The following is a 25668-nucleotide window of genomic DNA, read 5'->3' as shown; positions in this document are numbered from 1 at the left end:
CACACACCCCGGCCGCCTTTCGGGCGCTGCGGCGGGGACCAAGGCAAAGCCCGCACAACAGGGACAGACAGGAATGGCAAAACTCGAACCTCCCCTCTCGGACCTTCCGATCAAGACCGCCGACAAGGGTTTCTACAACGGCTTCTCGCTCGACGTGACGGTGACCTCCAAGCTCGCCGTGGGCGGGCTGGTGCTCTGGGCGGTCGCCTTCCCCGAGCAGGCGGGCAATGTGCTCGGCGGGCTCAACAGCTTCATCCTCGCCAACTTCGCCAGCTGGTACATCTACGTGATGGCCTTCTTCGTGCTGGTCTGCCTCGCGCTGGCGATCTGGCCCGCGGCGGGCAGGCTCAAGCTTGGCCGTGACGACGAGAAACCCGAGTTCGACAATTTCTCGTGGTTCTCCATGATGTTCGGCGCGGGCATCGGGGTCGGCATGCTGACCTGGGCGGTGGCCGAGCCGATCTACCACTTCCGCAACAACCCCGAGGTGATGCTTGGCCTCGCCGAGGGCGGGAGCCTCGACAACTTCATGAACGCCTACAAGTACAGTTACCTGCACTGGGGCTTCTCGGCCTGGTCCTCCTATGCCATCGCCGGGCTGTCGCTCGGCTATTTCACCTACCGCCGCGGCCTGCCGCTGACCATCCGCTCGTCGCTGACGCCGCTCTTCGGCTCGGCGCTCTCGGGCCCGCTCGGGCATCTCGTCGACATCGTCGCGGTGATCGCCACGATCCTCGGCGTGGCGCAGACGCTGGGTTTCGGCGTCGAGCAGTTCGTCGCCGGGATGAGCAAGATCGGCATCGGCGACTGGCTTGTGACCCCCGAGGGCAACGCCTCGCCCGCCGGGATCATCGTCGCGCTGATCGTCATCATGGGGGCCTCGACCCTCTCGGCGCTCTCGGGCGTGGGCAAGGGGATCAAGTGGCTGTCGAACCTCAACATGGGGCTGTCGATCTTCCTGCTCGCCTTCCTGATGATCTTCGGCTCGACCTGGTTCGGGATGCAGGCGCTCTTCATGGGCATGGTCGACTACATTCTCGCGCTGCCGAAGATGCTGTTCACCGTCTACCGCCCCGACGGCACCGAGACGGGCGACGCGCTCTCGGGCTGGCAGGGCGCCTGGACGGTGTTCTACTGGGCCTGGTGGGTGGCCTTCGCGCCCTTCGTCGGCCTCTTCCTCGCCCGCATCTCGCGTGGCCGGACGATCCGCGAGTTCGTGCTGGGCGCGATGATCGTCCCGTCGATCATGTGCTTCGTCTGGTTCTCCTTCGCCGGCGGCACGGCGATCGACATGGAGCTCTCGGGCGTCGCGGGCGGCCAGATCTTCGCCTCCACCGACGGGGCCAAGATCTTCACCATGACCGGCATCATGCTCGGCGACGTGCTGGGCTGGGGCATGGCGGTGATCATCGTGATCCTGCTGATGACCTATCTCGTGACCTCGGCCGACTCGGCGGTGCTGATCGTCAACACGATCAACGCGGCGGGGGACGAGGGGCCGAAGGCGCGGCCGCACATCATCTTCTGGGGCGTGACGCTCGGCATCGTGGTGGCGGCGCTGCTGCTGGTCGGCGGGCTCACCGCGATCCAGACCGCGATGGTGATCGGCGCGCTGCCCTTCTCGGTGGTGATGCTGCTGATGTGCCTCAGCCTCTTCAAGGCGATCTACCGCGACGGGCTGCGCGCGCAGCAGGGCGTGCCCTCGGTGACGGTCGAGATGCCGCCCGCCGAGTGAGGCCGAAGCGGCAAGGGGAGGCGGCCGGTGCAACCCTGCGCCGGCCGTTTCCGTGCCTGCCCTCGCCCGCGCGGGTGTCCCGGCTGCGCGAACAAGCGGCATCGAGGCTTGGGATTGTTTCCGGTTCCACGGCGCCCCGTCGGAAATGCGGCAAGAATTTGACATGTTCCCGCGGCCTGCTAGCCTCCTGCGCGTAGGTTTTCCCCGGTGCGCCGGTATGTGAGGGTCAGGATGCAGGGTTTCAGCGTTATTGCCGCGGCGGCGGCTCTTGTTATCTCCGGAAGCGCGGCCGGGGCCGGTAGCGAGGGCTACCCGGGCGACATGTACATGCCGGGCTCGGCCGGCTTCGTCTCCGGCGCCAGCGACGCCCCGCCGCTGATCCAGTCCTACCCGGCGCCCGGCGTCTGCGCCAAGGGCACGCAGCCGGTGATCCTCGGCGGCCAGATCTGGTGCGGCGTTCCGACCGGCGGCAGCTACGCCGATCCGGCGGCCCACGGCGCCCGCGGCATCACCGCGACGCAGGGCGCGCCGCTGCCCCGCGCCTATGCCCCGGCGGGCGGATAACGGGCGGCCAAAGGGTCGCGCCTCATCGGGCCATACGGACTTGGCTTTTTCCGGCGAGCCGCGTATACGCGCGGCTTGAACCAATTCCGGGAAACGTCGCCATGCAGGGCAGTGCCAACCTCAACATCATGATCAAGGCCGCGCGCAAGGCGGGCCGGTCGCTGGTCAAGGACTTCCGCGAGGTCGAGAACCTTCAGGTCTCGATGAAGGGGGCCGGCGACTTCGTCAGCCGCGCCGACATCGCCGCCGAGAAGATTCTCAAGGACGAGCTTCTGGGCGCGCGCCCGACCTACGGCTGGCTCGGTGAAGAGGGCGGCGGCCAGGACGGCGAGGATCCGACCCGCCGCTGGATCGTCGATCCGCTCGATGGCACCACCAACTTCCTGCACGGCCTGCCGCACTGGGCGATCTCGATCGCGCTCGAGCACAAGGGCAAGATCGTCGCGGGCGTGGTGTTCGACCCGGCCAAGGACGAGATGTTCTACGCCGAGAAGGGCGCCGGCGCCTGGCTCAACGACTCGCGCCGCCTGCGCGTCTCGGGCCGCAACCGGATGATCGAGGCGATCTTCGCCACCGGCGTGCCCTTCGCCGCCAAGAAGACCCTGCCGGCGACGCTCAAGGACCTCGCCCGCCTGATGCCCGAATGCGCCGGCGTGCGGCGCTGGGGCTCGGCGGCGCTCGACCTCGCCTACGTGGCGGCGGGCCGCTACGACGGCTACTGGGAGCGCGAGCTCTCCATCTGGGACATCGCCGCGGGCGGGCTCATCGCCTCCGAGGCGGGCGCGCTGGTGGACGGCATCCGCGAGGGCCACGACCCGCACGAGACCGGCTCGATCCTCTGCGCCAGCAGCAACATCTTCGACCCCTTCGCCAAGGTGATCCGCGAGATCTGATCGCGGCGCAGGACGCAGGACAGGAAAAGCCCGGTTGCCGCGCACGGCAGCCGGGCTTTTCTCTTGGCACAAGACGCGGCGTCAGGCGTCGCGGCGCGGCTCCCCGGCGACGAAATCGCTCAGGTCGACGCCGAGCGCCCGGGCAAAGCCGTGCGGGTCCTCCATCCAGTAAAGATCGATGCTGATCTTCCCCATGAACCAGTAGAGCCGGAGCGGCACCCAGCGCCACCGGTGCTCGCGGGTCTCGATCTTCATGACCCGCAGCGTCTCGTCCGGCATCAACCCGTTTCTCGACATCACCCGGACGGACTCGATCTCCGACCGCGCGATGCGCAGCCCCGCGGGCTGGATCACGATCGCCTCGTCCGAGACCTCGATGCGTTTCGCCACGGCCCGGCTGACAAGGCAGAAGAGGCACGCGAAGAAGGTGAAGAGCGCTGCCACCCCGCCCTTGTCACCCGCCCGTCCGCCTTCGAGAAGGATGAGAGCGATGGACACCAGACAGGCGATGCCGCAGGCGATCCCGATGGCCCGCAAGAGGGATGTCCTGACCTCGAAGCTTTGCGGTGTCGCCACGGTCCGCTCCCTGCATTGACCAGATGTCAGGATTTCCGTGCAAGCGCATTGGCAAGTCAAAGGAATTTCCGCCCCGCCCCGGCCCGGCCTCGCCGCCCGGGCGTGTGCGCAGCGCCGCACTCCGAAGGCCAAGGCCGCCGCCCCGCACCCGGCTGCCCGCCCGCGCCGCGCCCGCCCCTTCTTCTCTTTGAAAATACGCCCGCCGGAGGCGGTCCTGCGCGTGCCGCCGGCTCAGCGGTCGGAGGGATGGTTCACCCCGTCCGACCAGGGGATCGGCTCGTGCTCGGCGGGGTTCACCCCCTCGATGCCGCCCATGTTCACCCCGAACTCGTTCGGGTTCGAGCGGCGGCGGTGGTACATGTAGATGCCGCAGACCGCGCAGAAGTAATGCTCCGCGGTGTTGGTGCCGAACTGGTAGAGCGTGAGCGTCTCCGCGCCCCGCACCACCTCGACCCCGCCCATCGGCGCGGTGACCGCCGCGGCGCCGCGGCGGCGGCAGAAGGAGCAGTCGCAGCGGCGCGCGGTGGAGAGCCCGGCCGAGAGCGTGACCGAGAGCTCGCAGGCGCCGCAATGGCAGGTGACCTTGACCGGGGAGGTTCCCGGCTCCGCGTCCGTCAGGGGCGTGACCATGGGCCCTTTCTTCCGTTCTGTCGCGTCCCCGCGCGGGGGACATGGGTGCGGCCGACCGAGTAGAGCGCCTCGGGATGCGGCGGCTTGCCGTGGGTGCGGTTCCAGAAGGCCGGCCCGCCGCGCGCCAGCCAGACCGGGGCGATCATCACCAGCCCGGCGATGAAGCCGCCGACATGCGCCCAGTAGGCGACGCCGCCCTCGGCCCCGGCGCTGCCGATGCCGCTGAAGATCTGCAGGCCGAACCAGACCGCCAGCAGCAGCCAGGCGGGGATCGGCAGCACCTTGAAGATGATGATCAGGATGATGAGGATGTCGACCCGCGCCTTGGGGAAGAGCAGCAGGTAGGCCCCCATGACCCCGGCGATCGCGCCCGAGGCGCCGACCGTGGGCACCGCCGAGCTCGGGTCGGCGACGTATTGCAGAAGCGCCGCCGCGATGCCCGAGGCGAGGTAGAAGAGCAGGTAGCGCACGTGCCCCAGCATGTCCTCGATATTGTCCCCGAAGATGAACAGGAACAGCATGTTGCCGAAGAGATGCATGAACCCGCCGTGCAGGAACATCGAGGTGAGGATGCCCGAGTAGCCGTAGCCCTGCGAGATATGCGCCGGGAAGAGCGCCCACCGCTCGAAGAAGGCGTCGAGCGCCATCGGGTCGTTGAACAACGTCCAGTACCCGAGGAAGATCACCGTGTTGGCGATGATCAGCGCGTAGGTGACATAGGGCGTGCGCCCCGAGGGGTTATGGTCGCGGATCGGGAACATGGCGCTCAGAGTGACGCGGCGGCGGCCGAGGTCAAGGGCCGATCACGCGCGGGCACTGCAAAAACGCGCCGCGGCGGGTCCGTCCCCGCGGGGACAGACCCGCCGCGGCCCTCTCTCAGGCCTGCTGTCCCCGCGGGGACAGGGCTGTGTCGAGGGCCTGCACCAGCGCCGCCACCTGCGCGGCATTGTCCATTGCCGGGGTGCCGTCGGGGCGCTCGATGCTGTTCTCGAAACCGATGCGCATGGCTCCGCCGAGTTCCGCGGCGCGAAGCAGGCAGGCCTGCTCGGTGCGTCCGAAGGCGCAGGCGGCCCATTGCACGTCCCCGGGCAGGGCGCGGGCGGCCTCGAGGAAGCCGCCCAGATCCTCGGGGCGCGACAGTGTCGGCGGGGCGTAGCGGCCGAGCACGAAGAGCACCTGTCGCGGCGCGGGGATCAGCCCCTCGGACCAGAGCGTGGCGAGGCGCGTCACCTGATCCGGCGCGTAGAGGATGTGCTGGAGCGCGATGCCCGCCTCATCGGTCTCGGCGTAGAAACGCTGCGCCTCGGGGTCGGGACCGTGCTCGGGCCACATCTCGCGCAGCGCGACCGAGACGCCCTCGGGCTGGAGCTCGCGCACCAGCGCGCGCTGGGCGTCGGGGCTGTAGATTCCGACCGCCTCGGTGGTGATCTGCACGGGCATGTCGGGCACCGCGCGCGCCATCTCGGCCAGCAGCTCGCGGTAGAGCCCGGCGTCGAGCACGTGGCGGGCCTCGGCGTCGCGCACATGGGCGTGCAGCGCGCCGGCCCCGGCCTCGAATGCCTCCCGGGACGCCGCGACGATCTGCGGGATGGTCTCGGGCAGGGCGGGGTGATCGGCGCGCGTGCGGCGCGCGCCGTTCGGGGCAAGCATGATGCGCGGCAGCGTCGCGAGGCGGCTCATGCGGCGATGGCCCGGTCGATGGCGCGCGAGAGCTTGGATACCAGCTCGCCGATCTGCTCTTCCGAGATGATGAAGGGCGGGGCGAGCAGCACGTGGTCGCCCCGCTGGCCGTCGAGCGTGCCGCCCGCCGGGTAGCAGATCAGCCCCTCGTCCATGGCGAAGCGCTTGACCTTGGCGTTGATCTTCAGCGCCGGATCGAACGGGGCCTTGGTATCGCGGTCCGCCACCAGCTCGACGCCGCGGAAGAGCCCGCGGCCGCGGATGTCGCCCACATGCGGGTGCTGGCCGAGCGCGTCGCGCAGTGTTGCGTCGAGATGCTCCCCCCGCGCGCGCACCTGCGGCAACAGGTTCCGCCCGAGGATCGCGGTCAGCACCGCGCGCCCGGCGGCGGCGGCCAGCGGGTGGCCGTGGTAGGTGTGGCCGTGCTGGAACGCGCCCGAACCCTGCGCGATCGCGTCGTAGATCTTCGCGCTGCAGAGCATGGCGCCGATCGGCATGTAGCCCGCGCCGAGCCCCTTCGCGACGGTGACGATGTCGGGCGAGATGCCGTCCTGCTCGCAGGCGAAGAGCGTGCCGGTGCGGCCCATGCCGCACATCACCTCGTCGAGGATCAGCAGCACGCCGTGGCGGTCGCAGATCTCGCGGATGCGCCTGAAGTAGCCCGCGACGGCGGGCACCGCGCCCGAGGTGGCGCCCACCACCGGCTCGGCGATGAAGGCCATGACCGTCTCGGGCCCGAGCCGCTGGATCTCGGCCTCGAGCTCGTCGGCGGCGCGCAGCCCGTAGGCCTCGGCGCTCTCGCCTTCCTCGCGCAGGCGGTACTCGTAGCAGGGCGCGATATGCGAGGTCTCGACCAGCAGCGGCGCGTATTTCTCGCGCCGCCAGGCGTTGCCGCCCGCGGCCAGCGCGCCGAGCGTGTTGCCGTGATAGCTCTGGCGGCGGGCGATCACCCGGTGGCGCTGCGGCTGGCCGGTCTCGAGGACGTACTGGCGCGCGAGCTTGATCGCCGCCTCAACCGCCTCGGAGCCGCCCGAGAGCAGGTAGACCCGGTCGATGCCCTCGGGGGCGTGCTCGATCAGCAGGTCGGCAAGGCTCTCGGCGGGCTCGGAGGTGAAGAAGCCGGTATGCGCAAAGGCGATCCGGTCAAGCTGCGCGTGGATCGCGGCACGCACGTCCGGGTCCGAGTGCCCGAGGCACGACACGGCGGCGCCGCCCGAGCCGTCGAGGTAGGCGCGGCCCTCGGCGTCGTGGATGTAGCATCCCTCGCCGCGCACCGCTCGGGGAAGCTCCGCGCTGGAGCGTCCGAAGACATGTCCCATTCAAGTTCTCCGATTATTCGCCGCGGACGACGAAGACAGACTGCTTTGCGTGCCTGACCACCCTCGCGGCGTTCGGCCCGAGAAGATAGTCGGCAAGTTCCGGGGTGTGCGAGGACAGCACGATGGCATCCGCCCCGAGCTTGTCCGCCGCGCCGAGGATCTGGTCGTAGATGCGCCCGTGCAGCACGTGGGGATGCACCTCGACCTGTTCGGGCACGTTGGCGTTGACCCAGTCCCTGAGCCTTGCGCCGACCTCCTTGAGCGCGCCCTTCTCGTAGCCCTCGCGGAAGTAGCCCGAGACCATCGACATGCCGAAGTCGGGAAGCACGGTCACCACGTGCAGCACGACGTCCTCGCCGCCGAGGTGGAGCGCCGTCGGCAGCGCCTTGGCCCAGCTCGCGGGGGCCGAGAGGTCGACGGGCAGAAGGATCGTCCTGTACATCTCGAGGCTCCTCAGAAGGCCGGCACGGTCTGGCGGCGGCGTTGCATCAGGATGACCAGCCCCAGCAGGAGCAGGGCGGGGATGTAGAAGAGCTGCGCGGGCAGCCGTTCCCGCGGGACCAGCACCGAGGCGATCTGCACTGGCTCGTCGGCGTAGAAGTCGAAGTTGGCCAGCTTCTCGGCGGTGGGCGTGCCGAACATCGGCTCGTCGAGCTTCACCACGTCGCCCTCGGGGAAGAGCATCAGCCCCGAGTTGTCGATCCGCTCCTGCGGCGTGGCGCCATGGGCGTCCATGACCAGCGTGGTCGAGGCGGTCTGCCCGCTGTTGAAGTCGGGCCCCTTGATCTCGAGCCGGATGCGGCTGCCCTCGGGCAGGTCCGACAGCACCTGCTCGAACTCGGCGGGCGGGATGTTGTGGAACGGGCTCTGCACCATGTTCAGCCAGACGTTCGGCACGAAGAAGGTGAAGGCCACGAGCAGCAGCGCCGCGCTTTCCCAGATGCGCGAGCGGGCAAGGAAGTAGCCCTGCGTCGCGGCGGCAAAGAGCAGCATGGCGAAGGTCGCGATCACGAAGACGAAGGCCGCGTGCAGCACGCCCGAGGCGGTGCCGAGATCGACGCCGTAGAGGATCAGAGTCGGGTTGAAGATGAAGAGGAAGGGCAGGGCGACGGTGCGCAGGCTGTAGAAGAAGGCGATGAAGCCGGTCTTGATCGGATCGCCGCCAGAGACGGCCGCGGCGGCGAAGGAGGCCAGCCCCACGGGCGGTGTCACGTCGGCCATGATGCCGAAGTAGAAGACGAAGAGGTGGGCGGCGATCAGCGGCACGATCAGCCCTTCCTGCGCGCCGAGCGCGACCACCACGTTGGCCATCAGCGACGAGACGACGATGTAGTTGGCGGTGGTCGGAAGCCCCATGCCGAGCACCAGCGAGAACATCCCGACGAGGATCAGCATGATGATGAGGCTGCCGCCCGAGAGCTGCTCGACGAGGCCGGCAAGCTCGGTGCCGATCGGGGTCTTGGTGACCGTGGCGACGATGATCCCCGCCGCCGCCGTGGCGACGCCGATGCCGATCATGTTGCGCGCCCCGGCGATCAGCCCGTCGATGAGGTCGTGCCAGCCGGCGCGGAACTCGGCGCCGAGGCGGTCGCCCTCGCCGCGGAACATCGCCTTGAGCGGGCGCTGGGTGAGGATGATCGCCACCATGAGCGCGGTGGCGTAGAAGGCGGATTTCGCCGGGCTCTGCCGCTCGACCATCAGGAACCAGACCAGCACGACGATCGGCAGGATGTAATGCAGGCCGGTGGCATAGACCGCGCCCACGGTGGGCAGCTTGATCACCGGGCTGTTGGGATCGTCCACCTCGAGATCGGGGCGGCGCGCGGCGATGGCGACCAGCCACAGGTAGACCGCCGCCAGCAGCAGCATCATGATCGGCCCCGCGAGCGCGGGCAGGACGGCGCGCAGCGCGCCGACGCCGTAGATGAGCGCGGTGAAGGCGGCACCGGAGACGGCGAAGCCGATGAAGAACTTGAGGATCATGCCGGGGAAGGACTTGGCCTCGCCAAGCGCGGGCATGCCCTTCTTCAGCGCCTCGAGGTGCACGATGTAGACCAGCGCGATGTAGGAGATCACCGCCGGGATGAAGGCGTGCTTGATCACCTCGACGTAGGAGATGCCGATGAACTCGACCATCAGGAAGGCGGCGGCGCCCATCACCGGCGGCATGATCTGGCCGTTGACCGACGAGGCGACCTCGACCGAGCCCGCCTGCTCGCTGGTGAAGCCGACGCGCTTCATCAGCGGGATGGTGAAGGTGCCGGTGGTGACCACGTTGGCGATCGACGAGCCCGAGATCAGCCCGGTCATCGCCGAGCCGACCACCGCCGCCTTGGCCGGGCCGCCGCGCAGGTGGCCGAGCCCGGCGAAGGCGAGCTGGATGAAGTAGTTGCCCGCGCCGGCCTTGTCGAGCAGCGAGCCGAAGAGCACGAAGAGGAAGACGAAGGCGGTCGAGACCCCGAGCGGGATGCCGAAGACCCCCGCCGTGTCGAGCCATTGCGCGTTGATCAGGCCGGTGAAGGACAGGCCCTCGTGCTCGATCAGCTCGGGGATGAGCCAGCCGGTGCCCATGTAGGCGTAGAGCAGGAAGAGCGCGCCGACGATGGTCAGAGCCGGGCCGAGCGCGCGGCGGCTGGCCTCGAGCAGCACGACGATGCCGACCGCGCCGAGGATCACCTGGAACTGCGTCGGCAGGCCCGAGCGCGCGGTCATCGCTAGGTGGTCGGAGAAGAGGAAGACGTAGAAGGTGCAGAAGCCGCCGACGGCCATGAGGATCCAGTCGGTCAGCGGCACCCGGTCGCGCGGCGAGGACTTCAGCGCCGGATAGGCGAGGAAGGCCAGCAGGATCGCGAAGGTCAGGTGGATCGGCCGGGTCTGCGACGAGTTCAGCGCCGGCAGGACGCTGGCGAACCAGAGCTGCGGCTGGGCGATCCAGAGCTGGAACAGCGACCAGGCGAGCGCGAGCCCCGCGATGAGCATCGCGACGAGGCGGTTGGTCGGCGCGCGGGCGCCACTGTCGGTGCTCGCGACGAGGTCCTGGAGTTCCTCGTCGCTGAACTGGCGTCCGCCGTGTTCGGGAGTCTCGGTCATGCTGCGCGCCCCTCTGATGCCGCTTTGCCGCAGGGGCCCGGGCGCGGCGTGGCGCCCGGGCCGGGTGTCATCCGTGACGGGACAGGATCACTCGATCAGCCCGGCTTCGCGGAAGTAGCGCTCGGCGCCCGGGTGCAGCGGTGCCGACAGGCCGGCGGTGGCCATTTCCTTCGGATCGAGGTTGGCGAAGGCCGGGTGCAGGCCGCGGAACTGGTCGATGTTGTCGAAGACCGCCTTGACCACCTGGTAGACCACCTCTTCGGGCACGTCTTCCGAGGTCACGAAGGTCGCGCCGACGCCGAAGGTCTGCGTGTCCTCGTCATTGCCGCGGTACATGCCGCCCGGGATGGTGGCGGTGCGGTAGAAGGGGTTCTCGGCGACCAGCTCGGCCACGGCCTCGTTGTTCACGTCCACCAGCACGCTGTCGCAGGCGGTGGTGGCCTCCTGGATCGAGCCCGAGGGGTGGCCGACGGTGTAGACCATCGCGTCGATGTTGTTGTCGCAGAGCGCCTGGGACTGCTCGGCCGCCTGCAGCTCGGAGGCCACGGCGAAATCGGACATGGTCCAGCCCATCTTGTTCATCAGCACTTCCATGGTGCCGCGCTGGCCCGAGCCCGGGTTGCCGACGTTGACGCGCTTGCCCTTGAGGTCGTCGAAGGTCTCGATCCCGGCATCGGCGCGGGCGACCACGGTGAAGGGCTCGGGGTGCACCGAGAAGACCGCGCGCAGACCCTCGTAGGGGCCCTGCTCGGCGAAGGTCGAGGTGCCGTTGTAGGCATGGTACTGCCAGTCGGACTGGGCGACGCCGAATTCCAGCTCGCCGCCGCGAATGGCGTTGATGTTGAACACCGAACCGCCGGTGGCCTCGACGCTGCAGCGGATGCCATGCTCGGAGCGGCCCCGGTTCACCAGGCGGCAGATCGCGCCGCCGGTCGGGTAGTAGACGCCGGTCACTGCGCCGGTGCCGATCGAGATGAAGGTCTGGTCCTGCGCAACGGCAGCGCCCGCGCCAAGCGCGGTGGCGGCGGCGACGAGCGCGCCGATCAGAGGTTTGGTCATGTCGAGGGTCTCCCTGAAGTGGTCCGAGATTCGGGTCTCGCCTGTCAGTGAAACATTTCATTGCATAGGGTCAAGGTAAACAATACAAATGTATCACGCTTGCAAACACCACGAGCTAAGTCGAAAATCCGGCGGGTAAAGACCCGGGAGGCCGAGCTGCCGACACCTTCTTCGCTAGATGACCTCGCCCGCGCCCTGCGCCAGCTCGGGCGCAACGGAACGCCCCGTGTCGCCGCGCTGGCGCGCTGGGCGTCGGACCAGCCCGAGGAGATCGCGCTGAACTCGGTGCGCAGCCTTGCCGAGCGGTCCGGGGCCAATGCCAACACCGTGGTGCGCCTGTCGCAGGCGCTGGGCTTTGCGGGCTACGAGGCCTGCCGAAACGCCTTTCAGGACGCGGTGCGGCAGGGCGGCGAGATCTACGGCAAGCGGGCGGGGGAGCTTTCGGGCAAGGACAGCGCCTCGGTGCTCGACGCGATCCGCGAGGCGGGGCACCGCAACCTCGACTCTGCCTTCACCCCCGAGAGCCGGGCGGCGATCGACGCGGCGGCGCGGCTGATGCTGGGCGCGCGGCAGGTCTACGTGGTGGGGGTGCGCAGCTGCTACGCCATCGCCGATTACCTCGGCTACACCGCGCGCATGGCCTTCGACAATTTCGCGCCGCGCGCCGGCACGCCGGGCGACATCCGCGACCGCATCGCGCTGGCGGGGCCCGAGGACGTGGTGGTCTCGATCACCTTCCGGCACTACTCGGTCGAGACCATCGCCGCGCATGAGCTGGCGCTGCGGCAGGGCGCGCGCTGCATCGCGATCACCGACGATCCGCGCAGCCCGGTGGCGCGCGGCGCTGAGGTGGTGATGCTGCCCGAGATGCACGGGCCGCAGGCGCTGCCGAGCATGATCGGCGCCTTCGCCCTCGCCGAGGCGCTGGTGGCGAACATGGTGCTGCAGTCGGACAAGGCGCTTGGCAACATCACCCGCTTCGAGCAGCGGCTGCACGAGGCGGGGGCCTACCGGTAGGATCGGCGGGGCGCGCGGGGCGTCACTCCCGCGCCAGCGCCACCACCGGGTCGAGCTTCGCCGCCGAGCGGGCGGGCAGGTAGCCGAAGATCACGCCGATCAGCGTCGCCGAACCGAAGGCCGCGGCCACCGTCGCGCCCGAGTAGACCAGCCGCATCGAGGGCGCGACCACGCCCAGCACCGCGCCGAGCCCGTAGGCCAGTGCCACGCCGAGCGCGCCGCCGATCAGGCAGACCAGCACGGCCTCGATCAGGAACTGCGCGGTGATGTCGGACTGGCGCGCGCCCACGGCCTTGCGGATGCCGATCTCGCGCGTGCGCTCGGTGACCGAAACGAGCATGATGTTCATCACCCCGATGCCGCCGACGAAGAGCGAGATCAGCGCGATGGCCGAGATCAGCCATGTCAGCGTCTTCGAGGTGCTCTGGATGGTCTCGCGGATCGTGTCGGTGTTGGTCAGGAAGAAATCCACCTTGCCGTGGCGCCGGGTGAGCACCTGGGTGATCTCGCTTTCCGCCAGCGCCATGTCGTGCCCGTCGGCCACCTGTACCGAGATCGAATCCACCGTCCGGCTGCCGGTGATCCGCGCCATGGCGGTGGTGTAGGGGGTGAAGATCTTGATCGACTGCGGCCCGAAGCTGGCACCCGAGGATTTCACCACGCCGATCACCTGCAGCGGCACGCGGCCGATCATCACCCGCTGGCCGACCGGGTCCTCGCCGCCGAAGAAGGTCTGCGCGGCGTCGCTGTCGAGCACCGCGACCTGCGCGCGGGTCTGCAGCTCGGCCTCGGCGAAGGAGGTGCCGCTGGTGACCGTGTAGGCGCCCAGCTGGAAGTAGCCCGCCGAGACGCCCTTGACCTGCGCCGAGGCGCTGGTGCCGCCGTGGATCACCGTCGCGGTGGTCGAGACCTCGGGCGAGACCGAGGCGGCGAACTCCAGCAGGGCGAGCGCGTCGGCATCGCCGCCGACCAGCGTGTCCACCCGGTTCGCCCGACGGTCGCCGAAGCCGGTGCCGGGGCGGATGTCGATGGTCGACGTGCCGATCGAGGCGATGTTCTCGAGCACCTTCTGCTGGCTGCCGTTGCCGAGCGCCACCACCGAGACCACCGAGGTGATGCCGATGATGATCCCGAGCATGGTCAGGAACGAGCGCAGCTTGTGCGCCGCCATGGACTTCAGCGCCATGCGCGTCGCCTCGCGCAGCCGGTCGGCCAGCGCGCCGAGGCCGGAGGCGGCGGGGTGGACGGTCTCGACGCGGGCGGGGGCCGTGAAGGGGCGCCTGCGGGTGTCGGCGACGATCTCGCCGTCGGAGATCTCGATCACCCGGTCGGCGGCCTCGGCGATCTGCGGATCGTGCGTGACGAGGATCACCGTGTGCCCCTCGGCGTGCAGCTCGCGCAGGAGCGCCATCAGCTCGGCCCCCGAGGCGCTGTCGAGCGCGCCGGTGGGCTCGTCGGCAAGGATCACCTCGCCGCCGTTGATCAGCGCGCGCGCCACCGAGACCCGCTGCTGCTGCCCGCCGGAAAGCGCGCCGGGCCTGTTGCCGAGCCGTTCGCCGAGGCCGAGCCGGGTGAGCAGCGCCTTGGCGCGTTCGCGCCGCGCCTTGCGGGCGGCGCCACGGTAGATCGCCGGGATCTCGACGTTGCCCACCGCGTCGAGCTCGGCCATCAGCTGGTAGCGCTGGAAGATGAAGCCGAAATGGTCGCGGCGCAGCTCGGCAAGCTCGAGATCGCTCATCGCCTGCACGTCGCGCCCGTCGAAGCGGTAGCTGCCCTCGCTGGGGCGGTCGAGGCAGCCGAGGATGTTCATCAGCGTCGACTTGCCCGAGCCGGACTGGCCGATGATCGCGACCATCTCGCCCGCCTCGATGGAGAGGTCGATGCCGCGCAGCACGCGGACGGTCTGCTCGCCCGCCGGGAAGGCGCGCTCGACGCCCTTGAGATCAATGAGTGCCATGGCGCCTCAGAGGCCCATCATCGGCGGGCCGCCGCGGCCACCGCGGCGCGAACTGTCGCCCATGGCTGCGGGCGGCGGGGCCGAGGTGATGACGCGCTCGCCCTCGTCGAGCCCGGCGCGCACCTCGAAGCGGGTGGCGTCCTTGAGGCCGATCTCGATCTCGCGCCGCTCGGGCTGGCCGCCGGTGCCGAGCACGTCGAGCGTGGTGCGCCCGCCCCGTCCCTTGGCGGGCAGCAGCGAGAGCGGCAGCGTCGGCACGTCCTCGGCGCGGCCGAGGAAGATCGTCACGTCCGCCGACATGCCGATGCGCAGCAGCCGGTCGGCGTTGTCGACGGTGAAACGGGCGTTGTAGTAGATCGCGCTGTCGGTATCGATCTCGTCGCTGTCCTTGATCGACGAGGGCGCGGGCTCGACCGAGGCCAGCGTGGCGGTATAGGTCAGGTCGGGCGCGCCGAGCAGGGTGAATTCCACCTCCTGCCCGGGCTTCACGTTGATCACGTCGGCCTCGGAGATCTCGGCTTTCACCTCCATCCGGTCGAGCCGCGCGAGCTTGACGATGGTCGGCGCCTCCTGCGAGGCGTTGACCGTGGTGCCCTCGCCGTTGACCACCGCGACGACGGTGCCGTCGATGGGCGCGGTGATCTTGGTGCGCTCGAGGTCGAGCTCGGCGGAGGCGACGGCAATCCCGGCCCGGGCCTGCTGCGCCTCGAGCGACTGCAGGCCCGCGCGGGTCATCGCCAGCGTCGCCTCGGCGGCCTCGAGCGCGGAGGTGGCCGAGAGCTTTTTCGAATTGAGCCCCTGCTGCCGCTCGAGGTCGAGCTCGGCCTGCCGGATCTCGGCCTTCTTGGCGTCGATCTCGGCCTCGATCTGGGCGAGGTCGGCCTTGGCCTGCGCCACGGCGTTCTGCTGCTCGAGCGAGTCGATGCGGGCGATGAGCGCGCCCTGCGCCACCTCGTCGCCGACCGCGACCGCCAGTTCCTCGATCAGGCCCGAGGTGCGCGCGCCGACCGAGACGAGGTCGGTGGCCTCGATCAGCCCGGTCGCGAGCACGGTGCTCGACACGGTGGCGCGGGTGACGGCGACGGTCTGCGGGCCGGTGGTTTCGGGGGTCTCGGTGCGGTCGAGATAGGCCCATCCCGCGCCGGCGCCGACGAGGCTCAGCAGGGCGATGATCAGAACTGTGATGCGCAGGTTCATGGGCGGCTCCTGAAACTTTCCCGGTGACTTACACGGGCGGCGCGGCATTTCCCGTCGCAGAAATTTCGCGCGGGGCAGGGGACGCCGGGAACGGCAAGGGCGCCCCGGCTGCGAGGCGCCCTGCTTCATGAGGTTCAGGTGGGAAGCGGTGCGCAGCGGCACAAGGCGCCCCGGTGCAGGGCAGCCATGCGCCGCGGGTTCAGAGCAGCGTCCAGAGCTGGAACAGCAGCCCCGACAGGAAGGCCCCGGCGAGCGAGAGCGCGATGTAGAGCCCGAAGACCGGCGGCCGCGCCAGCGCCCAGACCGCCATGGCCGCGGGGATCGAGGTGACGCCGCCCGCCACGAGGAAGGCCAGCCCCGCGCCCGGCGCCATGCCCTGTCCGATCAGCCCCGCCACCAGCGGCAGCGCCGCGTAGCCGTTGAGGTAGGCGGGCACGCCCACCAGCGTAGCCACGGCGATCGGCGCGATCCCGGTGCCGCCCAGCACCGAGGTCACGGTCTCGGCCGGGATGAAGGCCAGCATCAGGCTCTCGATCAGGAAGGCCAGCAGCAGCCATTTCAGCAGGAAAAGCGTGGTGTTGCGGGCGCTGCGGGCGAATTTGGCGCGGCGCTCGGGATCGGTCCAGAAGCGCCAGACCACCGGCCTCGGGGTACGCATCTTGGAGCCGCCGCAGCCGCCGTTGCCGACCCCCTCGCGCAGCGGCGCGGCAAAGGCGCCGCCGCGCGCCAGCAGGTGCACCACCAGCCCCCCGGCGAGGCCGAGCCCGACCGCGGCCGCGGTCTTGGCCAGCGCGAAGGGCAGGCCGAGCACCCCGGCGGTGAGCAGGAACATCGACGGGTCCATGATCGGCGAGGCCAGCCAGAAGGCCATGACCGCCGAGAGCGGCACGCCCATGGCCAGCAGCGCCGCGATCAGCGGGATCACCCCGCAGGAGCAGAAGGGCGAAAGCCCGCCCGCCAGCGCGCCGAGCGCGACCATCAGCAGCGGCGCGCCGGTGAAGGCGCGGGCGATGAGGTTGTCGGCCCCCGTCGCCTCGGCCCAGGCGGCGATGGCGATGGAAAGCAGCAGGAAGGGCGCGGTGTGCAGCAGCGCGTCGGCGGCGAATGCGGCGCTGCCCCGCGCGAGGGCGGGATCGATGAGCGCGAGACCCAGAAGGATCGCGGCGCTGGCGAGCCAGACGCCCTGTTTCCTTGCGCTCTGGCGGAGCGGAAGGCGGGGGCGGGGCGGCTGAACGGCGGTTTCGCTCATGACGACATATCCGGAAATATGGGTGTTTCAGGGTAAGGAAAAGGCGGCGCTGTCATGCCGCGTCCTCCGTCCTTGCCGGGGCCACCCCGGCGCAGCATTCCGAGGTGAGAAAGCCCACCACCCGCTCCACCGCCGGGTAATCGACGCGGTTGATCACCTCGCGCCCCTGCCGTTCCTGCAGCACCAGCCCGGCGGCGGTCAGCGCCGAGAGGTGATGGGCGAGGGTCGAGGGCGCAAGGCCGAGATGCGCGCCGATGTCGCCGACGCGCAGCCCCTCGGGCCCGGCCTTCACCAGCAGGCGGAAGATCGAGAGGCGGGCGTCATGGCCAAGCGCGGCAAGGGCGCGGGCGTGGGGGCTTGTCGTGGTCATGGGAAAAACATAACCGGAATTCCGGTTATGTAAATCCTTTTGTCGGACCCGGTCGTTCCGGCGGCGTGCCGGGTCAGGCGGTCAGGCGGCCTTGGCGGCGGGCGCAGGCCCTTCCGCGCTGCCCGACGCGCCGCAGGAAAGGAACGCGACCGGCAGCATGGCGGCGGCGGCGATCAGGGCCTGCAGCAGGAAGATCAGCGCGTAGGGCGGCAGCGTGCTGCCATTCGTCAGCGTGGCGACCTGGCCGAGCAGCTCGAAGCTCTCGAGCCCCATCTCCGTGCCGATGATGATGACGAAGGCGAGGAAGAGCTGCGCCCCGCCGCGCGGACCGGCAAGCCGGCTCACCGCGTAGATCGTCGCGGTGGTCGCCATGCCCGAGCCAAAGCCGGTCAGCAGCCGCGAGCCGACGAAGACCACGTTGTCGGGGATGCCGTAGAAGCTCAGCACCAGCAGCCCGGGATAGGCGAGATAGCCCAGCAGCCCGAGCGCGGCGATGGCCATGCCGCAGAGGATGAAGCGCCCGTGCAGGTTCCAGCGCCCGAGCGCGGTGGCGGTGCCCACGGCGGCGAGCACCTGCGCCAGCGCCGCCAGCGTCGCCCGGTCGTCGATCAGCGTCGTCGAGCAGGCGTGGCGCACGAGGTAGGTCGTGTCGAAGAAGCCGGTGGTCGCCACGTTGAGCAGGAAGAGCCCGGCGAAGAGCCCGAGCACGCGCCTGCGCGTGCTGGCATCCTCCGCCGAGGCGCCGCGCGGCACGGATTTCCATGTCCGGCGCAGGTACCACAGGCTCGCGGCGAAGAGCGCGGCGAGCGGCAGCACGATGGGCGAGCTGACGGTGGAGATCGAGGTGACGAAGGTCAGCCCCTCGAAGAGCAGCAGCGCCAGCAGCGCCGCCAGCATCAGCGGACCCGGAATGAGCGCGGGGCCCTGCCCGGCGGGGTCCTCGGTGGCGCGCCGGCCGAGCAGGAGGATCGCGCCGATCAGCAGCAGCACGACCACCGCGAAGCCGGCGAAGAAGCTGTCGAGCCCGTGGCGCGGGGCGACGACGCGCACCAGTTGCGGCGTGACGAGGAAGGCGAGCGGCATGGCCACCGACCAGACGCCGGTCAGCAGCTTGCCCCAGCGCGGCCCGCCCATGCCGATCCAGGCCTGCGAGATCGGCGCCAGCGTGGCCAGCGCGAAGCCCGCCATGGGAAAGAGCAGGATGACCAGCGCGACCCGCAGGTCGACCGGCGGCGCGAAGCGGAAGAGCCCGGCGAGCCCCAGCGCGGCGACGCCCGCAAGCAGGCACATCCAGACCGCGAGGCGCTTGGCCGGGACGCGGCGCATCAGCCACGGGGCGAGCAGCAGCGAGACCAGCACCGCGCCCATGAGCAGCTCCATGATCGCCGCCGTCGCCTCGACGGTGATCGACAGGAAGCTGGCGAAACTGCCTTCCGAGACGAAGACGGTCGAGGCGATGACCGAGCGCAGCCCGTTGCCGAGCAGCACCAGCGGGATCAGCAGGAAGAGACCGGCCGGGTTCATGCGCCGAGGTGTCCGGCGAGGCGGATCGCCATGGCGGCGATGGTGAGGGAGGGGGCGTTGACCGGGCAGCTCACGTGCGTGCTCGCTCCGAGGATGTAGAGGTTGTCATGCTGGTGGCTCCGCAGGTCGGGGCGCACCACGGAGTGGTTCGGATCGGTGCCCATGCGGGTCGTGCCGCCGATGATCGCGTTCGACAGGTAGGGCTTGTCGGTATGCACCTCGGGCGCGCCCATGCGGGTCAGCACCTCGCGCGAGACGCCGGTGGCGACGTCGATCCCGGCCTGCGTGTACTCGTCGACGGTGAAGCTGATGCGCGGCTTCGGGATGCCGGCGCTGTCGAGCTGCTCCGAGAGGGTGATGCGGTTGTCGGGGCTGCCCAGCGTCTCGGCCGAGGAGTTGAGCCGCACGTGCCGCGCGATGCGGCTGTCGAGCGCCTGCACCAGTGCCGCGCCGCGCATCCCCTTGGCGATCAGCTCCTTCGAAAGCTTGGTGGCGTCATCGTTGCCGCTCCAGCCGTTGTTCATGAAGGAGGTGCCGAAGGGCGCGTAATCCTTGCGGAATTCGCCGTCGCGGTACTCGGTGATGCCCGAGGTCTGCTGCGGCCCGCGATAGGGGAAGACCGGGTCGCGGACCTCGCCCCAGACGTCGACGTTCCACTGCGAGAGCAGGTAGCGGCCGACCTGGTCATTGCCGTTGGCGACGCCGTTGGGCGCGGTCTCCTGCTTCGAGTTGAGCAGCAGGCGCGGCGTCTCGATGGCGTGGCAGGCGAGCACGTAGGTGTTCGCGGTGACGCTCTGGGTGGTGCCGTCGGGGCGGCGGATGGTGAGGCCGGTGACCTTGCCGTCTTCGCCCACCGCGATGTGGGTCACCAGCGCCTGCAGCTCGATGCGGGCACCGGCGGCGACGGCCTTGTCCATGTCGACCGAGGCATCGTATTTCGCGCCGATCGGGCAGATCGGCACGCAGGTGTTGTTGCCGCAGCAGGGCGGGCGGTCGTCGTGCACCACCGAGTTGCGCGCATGGCTGAAGATCGCGGCGTTGAGGCCCATGGCGTCGAGCGCCTGGGTCTGGATCTGCTTGTCCATCCACGAGGCGGGGATCGGCGGCATCGGGTAGGGATCATCCGCCGCGCGCGGCGCGCCCCAGGTGTGCGCGGAATCCCCGGCGACGCCCCAGCGCGCCTCGGCCTGCCGGTAGTAGGGCAGCAGCTCGTCGTAGCTGATCGGCCAGTCGGCGCCGCGCCCGTAGAGCGTTGCGGCCTTGAAATCCTCGGGGCGCAGCCGGTCGGCGAAGCCGGTCCAGTGCCAGCTGGTGCCGCCGTAGATGCGCAGGTAGGCCCCGACGAACCGCGCCGGCCCGGCCTGGTCGTAGAAGCTGTCGTAATCGGTGTCCGTGGGGTGCGGCGCGAAATCCTGGCTGGGATAGGGCGCCTGCGGCCCCTTCACCGGGTTCTCGTAGAAATCGGCAAGGTACTCGCTGCGGGTCTTGCGCCCGCCGGCCTCGAGCACCAGCACGTCGCGCCCTGCCTCGGCGAGGCTGCGCGACAGGTGCGCGCCGCCCATGCCCGAGCCGACGATGACGATGTCTGCAGTAAGGTCGGCAGGTCCGGTCACGCGGCGCTCCATTCGTGTTGCCAGTAGCCGAACTCGGGCCCGGCGCAGAGCCCCGGCGCCTTGCCGAAGCTGAGCGACTTCCAGCCAAGCGCGTGGGGGTAGTTGATCATCCGCGCGCTGTCATCCTCGGGGTCGGCGGTGCCGGTGAAGAGCGCCTCGGTCAGCCATTGCAGCTGCGCCTCGCGGCCCGCGTCCTCCTGCGGCTCGAGCAGCGGCGCGACCCCGGCCTGCGCGGCATGGGCCGAAAGCACGTCGACAGCCGTGGCGCCGAACTTCGCCTCGAAAAGCGCGGTGACGCTCTCCAGCAGCTGCGGCGCGACCTCGACGGGACCCGCCAGCGCGTAGAGGATCGAGCGGAACATCGTCCGGTCGCGCGCGCCGTTCAGCGAGGCGGCCAGCGCCCCGCCGGGCAGGGCCGCCAGCGCCAGCAGGCTGGCGCCGCCGCCCAGCACGGCGCGGCGGGTCTGCGGGACGCGCCTCATGGGGCCGAGACCACGACGAAGCCGCGCGAGCGGTTCGAGCCGGTGTCGACCATCATCATCGCCGCGTGCAGCGTCTCGACGCTCACCCAGACCGGCGGGTACTTGTACTTGGCCACGTCGAGGATCAGCACGCTGTCGGTGGCCTCGTCATAGGCGGCAACCGGCGAGATGTGCCCGTCGCCGTCCTGCGGCAGCGCCTTGCGCGAGTAGTTGGCGATGAAGCGGGCATTGCGGTCCGAGAGCGTCGCCTTCAGCGCGGCGCGCAGATCGTCCACCGAGGTCTCGTCGGCGAAGTGGTGCTCGGCCTTCATCCCGAGGTTCTCGATGAAGGTGTCGAGCTCGGCGAGGGTCAGCCCCTCGTGCTCGACCATGGCATAGGGCTTCAGCTTCTGGTTGGCCTCGTTGAACAGCGTGTCCTGGGTGAACAGCGTCCAGGGGTAGAGCCGGTCGGGCGAGGGGCGCGAGATGTCGAGCGAGTTCGCCACGGCGGCGACGGAGGCCGGGCCGCAGAACGTGAGGATCTGCTCGAACTCGAGATAGGAGGCGAGCGGGAAGTAGTCGCGGTTGATCTCGGTGCCGAGCAGCCTCGCCTCGCCTTCCTCGCTGGTCAGGTAGACCAGCTCGTCGGCCATCACGGGTCCGGCAAGGGTGAGGCCCAGCAGGGCGGCGATCAGTTTGCGCTGAACCATTTGGCGATCTCCTCGATGTCGCTGTCGGAAAGCTGCTTGGCATAGAAACCCATCACGTCGGCCGTGCCGCCCTTGCGGTAGCCCGAGCGGTAGGATTTCAGCGCGCCTTCCAGGTAGTCCTGCCGCTGGCCGGCAAGGATGGGGACGCCCGCAACCAGCGGGTTGCCGTCGGCCGAGTGGCACGACACGCAGGACGCGACGCTGGCGGGAACGGCGGGTGTCTCGTCGGCCCAGGCCGCGCAGGGTGCAAGCAGCGCGAGCAGGGCAAGCTCAAGCCTGAATGGCGACATTGAACATCATTCCCAGGTCTTCGTGTGGCAGGATGTGGCAGTGCATGACGAACCGCCCGTCGAAATCGGTGAAGCGCATGCGCAGGGTGACGGTGCCCGCGGCGGGCACGGCGATGGTGTCCTGCCATTGCGGGTCGGCCAGCGGCACGCCGTTGATCTTGGTCACCTGCATCGGGTTCACGTGCACGTGGATCGGGTGCGGGTAGGGCGTGGTGTTGACCAGCTCCCACTCCTCGGCCTCGCCGAGCCTGGCGACGATGTCGTCGCGCTGCGGATCGAAGGGCGCGCCGTTGAGCGTGAAGACCGTGTCCTTGAACATGCCCTGCACGTCGCTGACGCCGAGCACGATCTGCCGGGTGCGGACGATCTCGGCGTCGGTGATGTCGCTGAGGATGGCGTTCCTGGGCAGCGGGCCCTTCGGCAGCTCGGTGCCCATCTTCACGTCGGGCGCGATGCGGGCGGTGTTCGCGGGCAGCACGATGACCTCGGCCATCAGCACCTCGTCCAGCGGCTGCTTGCCCTGGCTGAAGGCGGGGCGGCGCAGCGTGTAGCTGCCGGGCTCCAGCGCCTTGACCATCAGGTTCATGCGGTTGCCGGGGGCGAGGAAGATCTCGTCGGTCTGCCGCGCCTCGGGGTAGGGGTTGCCGTCGAAGCCGATCTCGTAGAGCTCGAGCCCGTCGAGCCGCATCGGCAGGAACTGCTGGTCACCCGCGTTGAGCATCCGCCAGTGCTGCACCTCGCCGGCGCGCATGTAGATGCGCGGGCGGTACTCGCCGTTCACCAGCCAGAAGCGCTCGGCGTCGAGCGACCAGATCGTGTCGTAGCTGTCGAGGTCCTCGGCCTTGGGATCGACGACCGGGCACTGGAAGACCATGACCCGCTCGATCGCGGCAGCGACCTCGGGCACCTCGTCGAGCGCGCCGCCGACGATCATCATGCCGCCGCAGCCCGAGGCCACCTGCAGCGCCACCGAGCCGTGCCGGTGCGGGTGATACCAGTAGTTCCCCGCCGGGTGATCCTCGGGCAGGCGCACGATGTAGTTGAAGCTCTCGCCGGGGTGGATCTGCAGGTAGACGTTGTCCGAATTGCCCTTGGGGCTGACGTGGAAGCCGTGGAAATGCAGGTTGGTGGTGCTGAACTCGTTGGGCGTGTTGAGCACCACCGCCGACGGATCGGTGTTCGGCGGCATGTCGTTGTGCAGGGTGATTTCCATGTCGTCGCCGGGCGCGACGCGGAAGGTCGGCCCCGGGATCTCGCCCTCGTAGAGCCGCAGCTTCGCCCGCGCATAGGGCAGCTCGATCTCGGACTGCCTCATCGTTAGGTCGAGCCTGAAGCGGCCGCCGGACGAGAGCACCTCGCGCGGGTTCTTCAGATCGGTGGGCAGGCCGAGCGGCGATCTGGCGGGAATGTCGGTCGCGGAACCCTCGGCCAGCGCGCGGGAGACCGCGCCGCTGCCCAGCCAGGCCGCGCCGGTGAGCGTAGCCGCAGAGAGGAGAAGACGTCTGCGGGTAAAGCCGGGTCCCCGGGTGGTGTCTGGAACGGGCTTTGCCTTCGGCATGTGTCTGCGGTCCACTAATCCGTTGGTAGGTATGCCCATGTTGCATACTACCTATGCGCGCAGAAGCTGAATGTTGCGTGTAGACAGACTGTTTCCAATACGGGGATAGTCCCGGCGCCGCCGCGCCCTATATCCAGAAGTTAATCCAAATTCTTGCGGCCCTCGGCGAGAGGCCGGTCAGAGCAGACCCAGCGCGTCCAGGACGATGCCGCGGGTCGTCTCCACATGCGCGCGGGCGGCGAAACCGGCGCGCCCCGCATCGCCGTCGCGGACCGCCTCGAAGATCGCCCGGTGCTCGGCATTGGCGGTGCGGATCTGGTCCTCGCTGAACATCACCGGCATGCGCAGCTGCCAGTGGTAGAACTGCGCCTTCTGCCAGAACTCGAGGATGTAGGGATTGTCCGCCGCCTCGGCGACGGCAGCATGGAAGCCGCCGTTCAGCCGGTTGAGCTCGGCCCTGCCGATCTCCGGCCAGCGCTCCATCCCGGCGCAGAGCTCTTCCAGGTGTTGGACCAGCGCCGGGGTGGCGTTGCGCGCGGCGAGCGCGGCGAGCGCGCCCTCGGCCATGCCCCGCGCCTCGTAGATCTTCGGCAGGTCGTCCGGCGCGGTCTCGGCCACGTACCAGCCGTGCCGGCGTTCGATGAGCCCCTCGCCCTGAAGCAGCAGCAGCGCCTCGCGCAGCGGCGTGCGCCCCATCTGCAGCGACTCCATCAGCTCTTCCTCGAGCAGCCGCGCCCCGGGGCGGAAATCGCCCGCCAGGATCATCGAGCGGAGCTGGTGGACGGACTGGCTGAACTGCGTCGTTTTCTTGGTCATGCTTACCCTGCCTCGTGCGAACCATAGTTGCCTGTGCGGCGCAGGTCACGCCGGAAACGACCGGGATTCGTGCTTTGGACCGGCCTTGAAGCACCGGGAGGGATCGACAGCACGGCGGGCCGTATCCCGCAGGATTCACGGCAATATTGCGAAAACCCGTGGAAACGGCGGAGATGTGGCGCAGATCATGGATATCTATACGGATATTTTAACATATATTTTTGCCGTCCAACTTGTGAGGCACTCCATGACAAGAAAAACCCTGCTCCCCGCGGCCCTGCTCTCGGCGACCACGCTGCTGGTCGCGCCCGCCGCCTTCGCCGACATCACGCTCGGCGCGGTCATCCCGCTGTCGGGGTCGAACGCGACCCCCGGCGAGGACCAGCGCCGCGGCATCGAGATCGCGGTGAAGGAGATCAACGACGCGGGCGGCGTGCTCGGCGAGCCGCTCAAGGTCATCGTCGAGGACAGCGCGGGCAAGCCGCAGACCGCCATCGACGCGGCGCGCAAGCTCGTCACCGTCGACCAGGTGCCGCTGGTCATCGGCTCCTATTCCTCGGGCATCACCCTGCCGATGGGCGAGTACCTCGTGCAGGAGGGCATCCCGCACCTCAACCCCGCCTCGACCTCGGGCCTCGTGCGCAACATCGGCGACAGCTCCTTCTCGATGGTCGGGCTCGACAACGTCTCGACCGAGTTCGCCGCGAAACAGGTCATCGCCAACGGCTGGAAGAACGTCGCGGTGCTGGCGGTGAACAACGCCTTCGGCCAGGGCGTGGCGCAGGAATTCCGGAAGCACCTCGAGGCGATGGGCGGGACGGTGAAGACCTCGGTGCTGTTCACCGGCGGCCAGCCCTCCTACCGCCGCGAGCTGCAGCAGCTCGAGGCCACCGACCCCGACGCCTACGTCTTCACCGCCTACGGCACCGACGCCGCGCTCATCATGCAGGAAAGCTTCGAGCTCGGCCTGCAGCAGGACGCGCCCTGGTACTCGATCCTGATCACCATGATGAACAAGGACACCGCGCCCGAGTTCAAGCAGGGGCTCACCGGCATGGACGTGGGCTATCTCGGCGCGGGTGGCGAGGGCTATGCCGCCACCTACGAGGCAAGCTACGGCGAGACGTTCCTGTCGGCCTACGGCGGCTACGCGCATGACGCGGTGCTCTTCGCCGCCAAGGCGATCGAGATGGCGGGCTCCACCGACAAGGCGGCGCTGCTCGCGGCGATCCGCACGCTCGGCGACGAGGGCTTCAGCGGCGCCACCGGCGAGATCCGGCTCGACGCGAACGGCCAGCGCATGTCGCAGCCCTACCTCAAGTTCAAGGTCGAGGGGAACGATCTGGTCCAGGTGGACTGA

The 25668-nt window shown here is 69.4% G+C and carries 24 protein-coding genes; 5 read left to right on the top strand and 19 right to left on the bottom strand.

Features of this window, described 5'->3' with window-relative positions:
* Positions 1 to 73 precede the first annotated feature (73 nt).
* The 3 genes from PVT71_RS17310 to PVT71_RS17300 all read left to right on the top strand — a co-directional run bounded on the left by PVT71_RS17310 (position 74) and on the right by PVT71_RS17300 (position 3192).
* A complete protein-coding gene (locus PVT71_RS17310; protein WP_353475307.1) occupies positions 74 to 1735 on the top strand; it encodes a BCCT family transporter in 1662 nt (553 codons plus the stop codon).
* A 231-nt stretch (positions 1736 to 1966) separates the two neighbouring features.
* A complete protein-coding gene (locus PVT71_RS17305) occupies positions 1967 to 2299 on the top strand; it encodes a hypothetical protein (protein ID WP_353475306.1) in 333 nt (110 codons plus the stop codon).
* Positions 2300 to 2400: 101 nt separating this feature from the next.
* Positions 2401 to 3192, top strand: coding sequence for an inositol monophosphatase family protein (locus PVT71_RS17300; RefSeq protein WP_353475305.1), 792 nt, complete (start codon positions 2401 to 2403; stop codon positions 3190 to 3192).
* 81 nt (positions 3193 to 3273) lie between these two features.
* Here PVT71_RS17300 and PVT71_RS17295 read toward each other — a convergent pair whose 3' ends face one another.
* The 8 genes from PVT71_RS17295 to PVT71_RS17260 form a co-directional block, all read right to left on the bottom strand.
* Positions 3274 to 3768 (bottom strand): hypothetical protein, encoded by a 495-nt coding sequence (locus tag PVT71_RS17295; RefSeq protein ID WP_353475304.1) that lies wholly within the window; start codon positions 3766 to 3768, stop codon positions 3274 to 3276.
* A gap of 231 nt (positions 3769 to 3999) precedes the next feature.
* Positions 4000 to 4398 carry a GFA family protein gene (locus PVT71_RS17290; RefSeq protein WP_353475303.1) on the bottom strand — a complete coding sequence of 133 codons (399 nt, stop codon included), beginning with the start codon at positions 4396 to 4398 and terminating at the stop codon, positions 4000 to 4002.
* Positions 4383 to 5159 (bottom strand): rhomboid family intramembrane serine protease, encoded by a 777-nt coding sequence (locus PVT71_RS17285; RefSeq protein ID WP_353475302.1) that lies wholly within the window; start codon positions 5157 to 5159, stop codon positions 4383 to 4385. The genes PVT71_RS17290 and PVT71_RS17285 overlap by 16 nt, the downstream gene beginning before the upstream one ends.
* A 115-nt stretch (positions 5160 to 5274) precedes the next feature.
* Complete coding sequence (locus PVT71_RS17280) at positions 5275 to 6078, bottom strand: 3-keto-5-aminohexanoate cleavage protein (protein WP_353475301.1); 804 nt, start codon at positions 6076 to 6078, stop codon at positions 5275 to 5277.
* A complete protein-coding gene (locus tag PVT71_RS17275) occupies positions 6075 to 7397 on the bottom strand; it encodes an aspartate aminotransferase family protein (RefSeq protein WP_353475300.1) in 1323 nt (440 codons plus the stop codon). The genes PVT71_RS17280 and PVT71_RS17275 overlap by 4 nt, the downstream gene beginning before the upstream one ends.
* 13 nt (positions 7398 to 7410) lie before the next feature.
* Positions 7411 to 7839, bottom strand: coding sequence for a universal stress protein (locus PVT71_RS17270; RefSeq protein WP_353475298.1), 429 nt, complete (start codon positions 7837 to 7839; stop codon positions 7411 to 7413).
* Positions 7840 to 7850: 11 nt separating this feature from the next.
* Complete coding sequence (locus PVT71_RS17265; RefSeq protein WP_353475297.1) at positions 7851 to 10487, bottom strand: TRAP transporter permease; 2637 nt, start codon at positions 10485 to 10487, stop codon at positions 7851 to 7853.
* Positions 10488 to 10574: 87 nt separating this feature from the next.
* Positions 10575 to 11546, bottom strand: a complete 972-nt coding sequence (locus tag PVT71_RS17260) for a TAXI family TRAP transporter solute-binding subunit (protein ID WP_353475296.1) — start codon at positions 11544 to 11546, stop codon at positions 10575 to 10577.
* Between the two features lie 99 nt (positions 11547 to 11645).
* Between PVT71_RS17260 and PVT71_RS17255 the strand changes: the two genes are divergently transcribed.
* Complete coding sequence (locus PVT71_RS17255) at positions 11646 to 12563, top strand: MurR/RpiR family transcriptional regulator (protein WP_353475295.1); 918 nt, start codon at positions 11646 to 11648, stop codon at positions 12561 to 12563.
* A gap of 22 nt (positions 12564 to 12585) precedes the next feature.
* Here the strand turns inward: PVT71_RS17255 and PVT71_RS17250 are convergent, their stop codons facing one another.
* From PVT71_RS17250 to PVT71_RS17200, 11 genes are all read right to left on the bottom strand, one after another.
* Entirely contained in the window at positions 12586 to 14520 is a 1935-nt protein-coding gene (locus tag PVT71_RS17250; protein ID WP_353475294.1) for a MacB family efflux pump subunit, read from the bottom strand.
* A 6-nt stretch (positions 14521 to 14526) separates the two neighbouring features.
* Positions 14527 to 15717 carry an efflux RND transporter periplasmic adaptor subunit gene (locus PVT71_RS17245; RefSeq protein WP_353475293.1) on the bottom strand — a complete coding sequence of 397 codons (1191 nt, stop codon included), beginning with the start codon at positions 15715 to 15717 and terminating at the stop codon, positions 14527 to 14529.
* 199 nt (positions 15718 to 15916) lie between these two features.
* On the bottom strand, positions 15917 to 16966 hold the full coding sequence (locus PVT71_RS17240; protein ID WP_353475292.1) for a permease: 1050 nt from the start codon (positions 16964 to 16966) through the stop codon (positions 15917 to 15919).
* A 52-nt stretch (positions 16967 to 17018) separates the two neighbouring features.
* Complete coding sequence (locus tag PVT71_RS17235) at positions 17019 to 17336, bottom strand: metalloregulator ArsR/SmtB family transcription factor (protein ID WP_353475291.1); 318 nt, start codon at positions 17334 to 17336, stop codon at positions 17019 to 17021.
* An 81-nt stretch (positions 17337 to 17417) separates the two neighbouring features.
* Positions 17418 to 18860, bottom strand: a complete 1443-nt coding sequence (locus tag PVT71_RS17230) for a hypothetical protein (RefSeq protein ID WP_353475290.1) — start codon at positions 18858 to 18860, stop codon at positions 17418 to 17420.
* Positions 18857 to 20473 (bottom strand): GMC family oxidoreductase, encoded by a 1617-nt coding sequence (locus PVT71_RS17225; protein WP_353475289.1) that lies wholly within the window; start codon positions 20471 to 20473, stop codon positions 18857 to 18859. Before PVT71_RS17225 ends, PVT71_RS17230 begins: the two co-directional genes overlap by 4 nt.
* Positions 20470 to 20955 (bottom strand): hypothetical protein, encoded by a 486-nt coding sequence (locus PVT71_RS17220; protein WP_353475288.1) that lies wholly within the window; start codon positions 20953 to 20955, stop codon positions 20470 to 20472. The genes PVT71_RS17225 and PVT71_RS17220 overlap by 4 nt, the downstream gene beginning before the upstream one ends.
* A complete protein-coding gene (locus PVT71_RS17215) occupies positions 20952 to 21644 on the bottom strand; it encodes a phytochelatin synthase family protein (RefSeq protein ID WP_353475287.1) in 693 nt (230 codons plus the stop codon). Before PVT71_RS17215 ends, PVT71_RS17220 begins: the two co-directional genes overlap by 4 nt.
* A complete protein-coding gene (locus tag PVT71_RS17210; RefSeq protein WP_353475286.1) occupies positions 21626 to 21934 on the bottom strand; it encodes a c-type cytochrome in 309 nt (102 codons plus the stop codon). The genes PVT71_RS17215 and PVT71_RS17210 overlap by 19 nt, the downstream gene beginning before the upstream one ends.
* Positions 21915 to 23492, bottom strand: coding sequence for a multicopper oxidase domain-containing protein (locus tag PVT71_RS17205; protein ID WP_353475284.1), 1578 nt, complete (start codon positions 23490 to 23492; stop codon positions 21915 to 21917). The genes PVT71_RS17210 and PVT71_RS17205 overlap by 20 nt, the downstream gene beginning before the upstream one ends.
* Before the next feature lie 177 nt (positions 23493 to 23669).
* Entirely contained in the window at positions 23670 to 24308 is a 639-nt protein-coding gene (locus PVT71_RS17200) for a GntR family transcriptional regulator (protein WP_353475283.1), read from the bottom strand.
* Between the two features lie 247 nt (positions 24309 to 24555).
* Between PVT71_RS17200 and PVT71_RS17195 the strand changes: the two genes are divergently transcribed.
* Entirely contained in the window at positions 24556 to 25668 is a 1113-nt protein-coding gene (locus PVT71_RS17195; RefSeq protein WP_353475282.1) for an ABC transporter substrate-binding protein, read from the top strand.

The organism is Salipiger sp. H15 (assembly GCF_040409955.1).
In the GTDB taxonomy this organism is placed as follows: Bacteria; Pseudomonadota; Alphaproteobacteria; order Rhodobacterales; family Rhodobacteraceae; genus Salipiger.
Note: the sequence above shows the minus strand (reverse complement) of the source record. Positions and strands in the feature narration are given on the sequence as shown.

Excerpts from the sequence above, each read along its gene's own strand:
- PVT71_RS17195 (WP_353475282.1), top strand. The coding sequence starts at position 24,556 with ATGACAAGAAAAACCCTGCTCCCCGCGGCCCTGCTCTCGGCGACCACG.
- PVT71_RS17300 (WP_353475305.1), top strand. The coding sequence starts at position 2,401 with ATGCAGGGCAGTGCCAACCTCAACATCATGATCAAGGCCGCGCGCAAG.
- PVT71_RS17260 (WP_353475296.1), bottom strand. The coding sequence starts at position 11,546 with ATGACCAAACCTCTGATCGGCGCGCTCGTCGCCGCCGCCACCGCGCTT.
- PVT71_RS17305 (WP_353475306.1), top strand. The coding sequence starts at position 1,967 with ATGCAGGGTTTCAGCGTTATTGCCGCGGCGGCGGCTCTTGTTATCTCC.
- PVT71_RS17215 (WP_353475287.1), bottom strand. The coding sequence starts at position 21,644 with ATGGTTCAGCGCAAACTGATCGCCGCCCTGCTGGGCCTCACCCTTGCC.
- PVT71_RS17270 (WP_353475298.1), bottom strand. The coding sequence starts at position 7,839 with ATGTACAGGACGATCCTTCTGCCCGTCGACCTCTCGGCCCCCGCGAGC.
- PVT71_RS17290 (WP_353475303.1), bottom strand. The coding sequence starts at position 4,398 with ATGGTCACGCCCCTGACGGACGCGGAGCCGGGAACCTCCCCGGTCAAG.
- PVT71_RS17250 (WP_353475294.1), bottom strand. The coding sequence starts at position 14,520 with ATGGCACTCATTGATCTCAAGGGCGTCGAGCGCGCCTTCCCGGCGGGC.
- PVT71_RS17230 (WP_353475290.1), bottom strand. The coding sequence starts at position 18,860 with ATGAACCCGGCCGGTCTCTTCCTGCTGATCCCGCTGGTGCTGCTCGGC.
- PVT71_RS17245 (WP_353475293.1), bottom strand. The coding sequence starts at position 15,717 with ATGAACCTGCGCATCACAGTTCTGATCATCGCCCTGCTGAGCCTCGTC.
- PVT71_RS17265 (WP_353475297.1), bottom strand. The coding sequence starts at position 10,487 with ATGACCGAGACTCCCGAACACGGCGGACGCCAGTTCAGCGACGAGGAA.
- PVT71_RS17220 (WP_353475288.1), bottom strand. The coding sequence starts at position 20,955 with ATGAGGCGCGTCCCGCAGACCCGCCGCGCCGTGCTGGGCGGCGGCGCC.
- PVT71_RS17285 (WP_353475302.1), bottom strand. The coding sequence starts at position 5,159 with ATGTTCCCGATCCGCGACCATAACCCCTCGGGGCGCACGCCCTATGTC.
- PVT71_RS17210 (WP_353475286.1), bottom strand. The coding sequence starts at position 21,934 with ATGTCGCCATTCAGGCTTGAGCTTGCCCTGCTCGCGCTGCTTGCACCC.
- PVT71_RS17200 (WP_353475283.1), bottom strand. The coding sequence starts at position 24,308 with ATGACCAAGAAAACGACGCAGTTCAGCCAGTCCGTCCACCAGCTCCGC.
- PVT71_RS17310 (WP_353475307.1), top strand. The coding sequence starts at position 74 with ATGGCAAAACTCGAACCTCCCCTCTCGGACCTTCCGATCAAGACCGCC.
- PVT71_RS17280 (WP_353475301.1), bottom strand. The coding sequence starts at position 6,078 with ATGAGCCGCCTCGCGACGCTGCCGCGCATCATGCTTGCCCCGAACGGC.
- PVT71_RS17275 (WP_353475300.1), bottom strand. The coding sequence starts at position 7,397 with ATGGGACATGTCTTCGGACGCTCCAGCGCGGAGCTTCCCCGAGCGGTG.
- PVT71_RS17240 (WP_353475292.1), bottom strand. The coding sequence starts at position 16,966 with ATGAGCGAAACCGCCGTTCAGCCGCCCCGCCCCCGCCTTCCGCTCCGC.
- PVT71_RS17235 (WP_353475291.1), bottom strand. The coding sequence starts at position 17,336 with ATGACCACGACAAGCCCCCACGCCCGCGCCCTTGCCGCGCTTGGCCAT.
- PVT71_RS17205 (WP_353475284.1), bottom strand. The coding sequence starts at position 23,492 with ATGCCGAAGGCAAAGCCCGTTCCAGACACCACCCGGGGACCCGGCTTT.